The sequence below is a fragment of the Kitasatospora sp. NPDC101157 genome (genome assembly GCF_044768255.1).
In the GTDB taxonomy this organism is placed as follows: domain Bacteria; phylum Actinomycetota; class Actinomycetes; order Streptomycetales; family Streptomycetaceae; genus Kitasatospora.
In genome coordinates, this window is sequence record NZ_JBIWPL010000009.1 from 13,058 (window position 1) to 19,629 (window position 6,572).

Consider the following 6,572-nt stretch of genomic DNA (forward strand, 5'->3'; position numbering starts at 1 on the left):
GGGGGGGGGGCGGGGCGGGGGGGGGGGGGGGGGGGGGGGGTTCCCCCCGCCGGGGCCGGGGGGGTGGCCGGGGGGGGGGGGGGCCACCCCCCCCGCCGGCCCCACGCCCGGGCCGTCCCCCGCCTGGGACCGGCCCGTCCCTGACAACGACGGCAAGCAACCCACCCCCCAGCAGTACTTCGCGCCCCCCGCACGCTGCCGCAGGCGCCGCTCAAGCAGCCGGGTGCCGTCGGAGCCATCCCCGCGCCGGCGGGGTCACCGCCGGGCCAGGTGTCGCAGGGCCGACTGGGCCGCGTGGAAGCCGGCCATGCCGTGGACTCCCGCGCCCGGTGGGGTGGCGGCGGAGCACAGGTAGACGCCGGGGACTCCGGTGGCGTAGGGGTCGCGGGTGAGGTGGGGGCGCAGGAGGAGTTGGCGGGCGGTGTTGGCGCCCCCGGTGATGTCGCCGCCGACGTGGTTGGGGTTGTCCGCGTGCAGCTGGGCCGCCGTGCGGACGTGCCGGGCGCGGATCCGCGGCCGGAAGCCGGGGGCGAACCGCTCGATCTGGTCCAGCACGGGTTCGGTCGCGTCGCCCCGGTAGCCGTGCGGGACGTGGGCGTAGGCGTAGACGGGGTGGAGGTCCCCGGCCGAGCGGGACGGGTCGGCCAGGTACTGCTGGCCGACCAGCACGAAGGGGCGGCGGGGCATCCGGCCGCGGGAGGTCGCCTCCTCGGCGGCGACGACCTCCTCGAAGGTGCCGCCGAGGTGGACGGTGCCCGCCGTCCGGCAGTGCTCGTTGGTCCACGGGATTCCGCCCTCGACCGCCAGGTCCACCTTGAAGGCCGCGGGACCGTACCGGTAGCGGCGGTAGGCCCGGGCGGTCCGGGGCGGGAGGCGGTCGCCGAGGATCCGGGCGGCGGCGTGCGGGCCGGTGTCCAGCAGGACGAGGTCGGGCCGGTCGAGCCGGCCGAGGTCGAGGACCTCCACCCCGGTCTCGACGGTGCCGCCGAGCCGCTCCAGCAGCCGTGCCATCGCGGTGGTGACCGCCTGCGAGCCGCCCTCCGCCACCGGCCACCCGTGGGCGTGGCCGACGGCGATCAGCATCAGGCCGATGGCGCTGCCGAACGGCCCGCCGAGCGAGCCGAACGCATGGGCCGCCGCCCCGCCGAACAGCGCCCTGGCCTGCTCGCCGCTCCACTGCCGCGCCGTCCACGGGGCGGGCAGCACGGCCTGGGCGCCGAACTCGGCCAGGGCGAGCGGCGCGGCGGGCACGTGCGGGAGGGGGCCGAGGACGTCGCCCGCGAGCCGGTCGAAGGTGCTCGCCAGCCGTCCGAACACCCGCCGCCACGTCCGGCCGTCCGCCGGCGGCAGCTGTGCGGCCGTCCGGTCGACGTCGCGCCACAACACCCCGGCGGCGCCCGAGTCCAGCGGGTGGGCCAGCTCCGCCCCGGCCCAGAGCCAGCGCAGCCCGTACTCCTCCAGACCCAGGGACCGCAGGAAGGGCGACGCGACGCCGGTGGGGTGGAAGGCGGAGCAGTCGTCGTGGATCAGCCCGGGCAGCGTCCGCTCGCCGGACCGGGTGCCGCCGCCGATGGTCTCCCGCGCCTCCAGCACCCTCACCCGCACGCCCTCCTGGGCGAGGCGGATCGCGGCGGCGAGCCCGTTCGGCCCGCTGCCCACCACTACGGCCGTCGTCATGCTGCCGGTCCCACCTCTCCGGGGTCACCGGGCGGCAGAGAGGGCCGGCCGCCCCGTACACCGGGCCAGCTTAGGGAGCGAGGGCCCCGGATCCGCGCACCGAGGCGCCGCGTCGGGCAGCGGTTGCCCGGTCAGGGGCGGCCCAGGGAGCGGTAGGTCCAGCCGGCCGCGCGCCAGGCCGCCGGGTCCAGGACGTTGCGGCCGTCGACGACGGCGCGGACGGCGACCTGCTCCCCCAGGGCCACCGGGTCGAGTTCCACGAACTCGCGCCACTCGGTGAGCAGGAGGAGCACCTGGGCGCCGCGCACCGCCTCCGCGGTGGAGGCCGCGTAGCCGAGGTCGGGGCAGGCCTTGCGGGCGTTGTCCAGGGCGGCCGGGTCGTACACCGAGACATGCCCGCCCTCGCGGGCGATCGCCGTGGCGACGTCGAGCGCGGGCGAGTCGCGGATGTCGTCCGAGTCGGGTTTGAAGGCGGCGCCGAGCACGGCGACGTTCCGGCCGGTGAAGGAGCCGCCGGCCAGTACGCGGGCGTGGTCCACGGCCCGGGTGCGACGGCGCAGGTTGATCGCGTCCACCTGCCGCAGGAACTCCAGGGACTCGCCCGCGCCCAACTCCTCGGCGCGGGCGACGAAGGCCCGGATGTCCTTGGGCAGGCAGCCGCCGCCGAAGCCCAGCCCGGCGGCGAGGAAGCGCCGGCCGATCCGCTCGTCGTACCCCAGCGCGTCGGCCAGCCGCACCACGTCGGCGCCGGCCGCCTCGCAGACCTCGGCGATCGCGTTGATGTACGAGATCTTGGTCGCCAGGAAGGCGTTCGCGGCGACCTTCACCAGCTCGGCGGTGGCGTAGTCGGTGACGACGGTCGGGATGTCGCCCAGCGGTTCGTACAGCGCTCGCAGCAGTCCCTCGGCCCGGCCGGGGCGCACTCCGAGCACGATCCGGTCGGGCGCCAGGGTGTCCCGCACGGCGTGGCCTTCGCGCAGGAACTCGGGGTTCCAGGCGAGTTCGGCGGCGTGACCGGCCGGGGCCAGGGCGGCGAGCCGGGCGGCCAGCCGCTCGGCGGTGCCGACCGGGACGGTGGACTTGCCGACGACGACGCAGGGCCGGTCGAGGTGCGGGGCCAGGGCGTCCACGGCGGCGTCGAGTTGGGAGAGGTCGGCGGCTCCGGAGTCCTTGCGCTGGGGGGTGCCGAGGCAGAGGAAGTGCAGTTCGGCGAAGTGGGCGGCGTCCTCGGGGTCGGTTCCGAAGCGCAGTCGGCCGGCGGCCAGGTTGCGGCGCAGCAGTCCCTCCAACCCTGCCTCGTGGATGGGCAGTTCACCCTGGTTGAGGCGGCGGACCCGGTCCTCGTCGATGTCCAGGGCGAGGACCTGGTGGCCGAGTTCGGCCATGCAGGCGGCGTGGGTGATGCCGAGGTAGCCGCTGCCGATCACCGTCAGGCGGTGGCGCATGGACGGTCTCCTGTCGTGGAGTGGGGGGGTGCGTGGGCGTTGCCGGGTGGAGGTGCGTGGGGGCGGAGCGGCCGGGGCTGCCGGTGGCCCGGGTTCAGTCGGCCGCCCGCGGGAGCCGGCGCACGGGCCCGACCGCGAGCAGCGCGAGGGCGCAGCCCAGGCCGACCACGGCCCCGAGGAACAGCAGCCGGTGCACGCCGACGAGGTCGCTGACCGGCCCGGCGACCGCCTGGCCGAGCGGCACGGCCAGGATGGATCCGGCGATCTCGTACGCGGCGACCCGGTTGAGCTTGTCCTCCGGGATCTGGGTCTGGACGGAGGTCGCCCACTGGACGCCCCAGAACGCCCATCCGACGCCGCTGGCCAGGTAGCCGAGCATCAGCAGCGGCAGCGGCGGCACCAGGGCGGCGGACAGCGGCATCAGCGGGAAGAGCAGCATCGCCACCGCCCCGCCGAACAGTGGACGGGCCGGACGCAGCCGCATCGCGACCAGGCCGCCGAGCACGCAGCCGACGCCGAAGGAGCTCTCCGCCCAGCCGAAGGCGGCCTTGCCGTGGGCGCCGATGACGGAGACCGCGCCGACCGGGGTGATCGGACCCCAGACCGAGATGCCGAGGACCCACCAGATCAGGATCACCGACCACAGCCAGGAGCGGGAGCGGAACGCCGTCCAGCCCTCCCGCAGGTTCTGCAGGGTGGAGGCGGTGCGGTCGGGCTCGACGTGCGGCAGCCGAAGGGCCGTCAGGCAGATCCCGCTGACCACGAAGGTGGCGGCCGTCGCCGCGTAGACCGAGGCCGGGGAGACCGCGGCGACCAGGGTGCCGGAGATCGCCGGGCCGGCCATCGTGGCGACACCCTGGCTGACCCGCAGCACGCCGTTGGCCTGCTGCGGGTCGGCGGCGACCTGGGGCACCAGGCTGGTCAGGCCCGGCTGGAACATCGCGGTGGCGAGCCCGCCGAGCACCGAGCCGACGATCAGCAGCCACAGCGGCGGGTGGCCGAGCCAGAGGCAGACCGCGAGGCCGGCCTGGACCGCGCAGCGCAGCCCGTCCGCGGCGATCATCTGCGGCCGGGGCCGGAACCGGTCGGCGAACACCCCGCCGAAGACCACGAACAGGGCGAAGGCCCCCATCCAGGTGCCCAGCGCGACGCCAACGGCACCCACCCCGAAGCCCAGGGCGAGCATCGCCACGGTCGTCGCGACCGGGATCATGGTGTCGCCCAGCACGGCCACGGTGCGGGCGGTGAAGTAGAGGCCGAAGTTGCGGGTCCACAGGCGGGCGGGCGGGGCGGGCGGCGCGGCGAGGGTCGCGGCCATGGGACTCCTTCGGGACGTCCGGCGGGGCGGGCGGGGCGCGGTCGGGCGGGACGCGGCCGGGGACAGGGCGTGGCCGGGGACAGGGCGCGGCCGGGGACAGGGCCCGGCCGCCACAGGGGCTCGGTCGGACGGGGGCTCAGAGGTCGAGCTCGACCCCGTAGGTGCGCAGCCAGGCGTCGGTCTGCAGGGCGGTCTCCAGCGCCGCCCGGCCGACGCCCGCGACCAGGGCGTCGGCGCCGTCGCGGGCCACCGCGGCCCGGAGCCCGGGGGCGAGCAGCGGGGCGACCGGGCTGTCCGGGTCCAGCACGACCCCGGCCAGCCGTTCCCGCAGCACCCGGTCGTAGCGGGCGTCCCGCAGGTTGGGGTACGGCGTCTTGACCCGCATCGCCACCGCGTCCGGCAGCAGGTCCCGCATCGCGGCGCGCAGCAGGCTCTTCTCCCGGCCGTCGAAGGCCTTCATCGCCCACGGGACGTTGAAGGCGTACTCGACCAGCCGGGCGTCGGCGAACGGTACCCGGATGTCGAGCCCGGCGGCGCTGCCGAGGCGGTCCAGCCGGTCGAACAGGACCCGGGTGTGGCGGGTGTGCGCCAGGTAGGTGACCTCGCGGTAGCGGGCCTCGACCGGGTCCCCGACGGCGTCGGCGGCGGCGAGTTCGGCGACGGCGGCGGCGTGGCAGTCCCGCTCGTAGCCGGCCAGGTCGAGTTTGCCGAGCAGCCCGGGGTCGAGGAGCACGTCGGTGCCCAGGAAGCGGGGGCGGCCCTCCGCCACCCACGGGAAGGTCGGTTCGGCGATCCACTCGGGCAGCCGGTTCCAGTTGTAGCCGCCGAAGACGTCGTCACCGCACTCGCCGGACAGCGCGACCGAGGCGTGCCCGCGCGCCTCGCCGAACAGCAGCCGCAGCGAGGCGTACTGGTCGCCCTTGTTGATCGGGATGTCGTAGGCGGCGAGCACCGAGGCGCGCAGCCCGGGGTCGAGCAGGTCCAGGCCGGCGAGCGAGATCTCGCCGTGCTCGGTGCCCGCGTGCTCGGCCATCAGGCGGGCGTAGCGGTGGTCCTCGTTGCCCTGCGTGGCGGCGCCGTCGCTGCCCGGCTCCTCGTCGTTGACGGCGAGTGAGCGGATCGGGCCGCGGCCCTGGCGGCGGGCGAGGTCGGCGGCCAGGGCGGTGAGCGTGCTGGAGTCGAGGCCGCCGGAGAGCAGGGAGCAGGGAAGCTCGTCGCCGTCCAGGTGCGGGGCGACGGCGCCCTCCAGGAGGGTGCGGACGGTGTCGACGGTGGTGTCCAGGTCGTCGGTGTGCGGGGCGACCCGCAGCTGCCAGTAGCGCCGTTCGGCCGTGCCGGAGCGGCCGACCCGCAGCAGCGCGCCGGGCAGCACCTCGCGCAGGCCCCGGAAGACCGCGTGGCCGGGCACCCGGGCGACGGAGAGGATGTCGCGCAGGCCGTCGGCGTCGAGGACGGGACGGAAGCCGGGGTGGGCGAGGACGGCCTTGGGCTCGGAGCCGAACAGCACGCCGTCCGGGGTGGGCGCGTAGTAGAGCGGCTTGACGCCCATCCGGTCGCGGACCAGCAGCAGTTCCTCGCGGCGCTCGTCCCAGAGGGCGAGCGCGTAGCTGCCCTCGATCCGGGTGACGAAGTCCTCGCCCCAGACCAGGTACGCCTGGAGGACGGCCTCGGCGTCGCCGCCGGTGACGGCGCGGTGCCCGGCGGCGGTGAGCCGGTCGCGCAGTTCGCGCGGGTTGGTGAGGTGTCCGGCGAGGGAGAGGACGGCGTGCGGGCCGGTGTCGCCGGGGGCGGTCAGCGGCTGCGGGTGGGGGTCGCGGGCGGTGCGGCGGTGGCCGAGGGCGGCGTGGGCGGAGCTCCAGAGCCCCTCGCCGTCCGGTCCGCGCCCGGCCAGGGCCGTGGTCATGGCCCGGACGACGTCCGGCGCGTGCGGGGTGTCGCGGGAGAAGTCGACCCATCCGGCTATGGCGGACATGCGGTACTCCAGGGTTGGGCGGTGGCGGGTGGGAGGGGTCACGGGTGCTGCGGGGCGGGGCCGGCGGCGCCGGGCGGGGCGCCGCCCGCCGGGCCCGGGGCTGGCTGAAACGGGGGGGGGCCCGGGCCGCGGAAGGCCCGTGGGATGAGCCCGGCCCCCA

At 76.6% G+C, this 6,572-nt stretch carries 4 protein-coding genes; all 4 read right to left on the reverse strand.

Annotated features, from left to right (window positions below; translation table 11 throughout):
* Nucleotides 1-255 precede the first annotated feature (255 nt).
* Entirely contained in the window at nucleotides 256-1,677 is a 1,422-nt protein-coding gene (locus ACIRVF_RS20060; RefSeq protein ID WP_402819204.1) for a phytoene desaturase family protein, read from the reverse strand.
* A 131-nt stretch (nucleotides 1,678-1,808) separates the two neighbouring features.
* Nucleotides 1,809-3,122 carry a UDP-glucose dehydrogenase family protein gene (locus ACIRVF_RS20065; RefSeq protein WP_402819207.1) on the reverse strand — a complete coding sequence of 438 codons (1,314 nt, stop codon included), beginning with the start codon at nucleotides 3,120-3,122 and terminating at the stop codon, nucleotides 1,809-1,811.
* A 94-nt stretch (nucleotides 3,123-3,216) separates the two neighbouring features.
* Nucleotides 3,217-4,440: an MFS transporter gene (locus ACIRVF_RS20070; RefSeq protein WP_402819210.1), complete on the reverse strand. Its 1,224-nt coding sequence runs from the start codon at nucleotides 4,438-4,440 to the stop codon at nucleotides 3,217-3,219.
* A gap of 136 nt (nucleotides 4,441-4,576) precedes the next feature.
* On the reverse strand, nucleotides 4,577-6,412 hold the full coding sequence (asnB, locus tag ACIRVF_RS20075) for an asparagine synthase (glutamine-hydrolyzing) (protein ID WP_402819213.1): 1,836 nt from the start codon (nucleotides 6,410-6,412) through the stop codon (nucleotides 4,577-4,579).
* Between the last annotated feature and the right edge of the window lie 160 nt (nucleotides 6,413-6,572).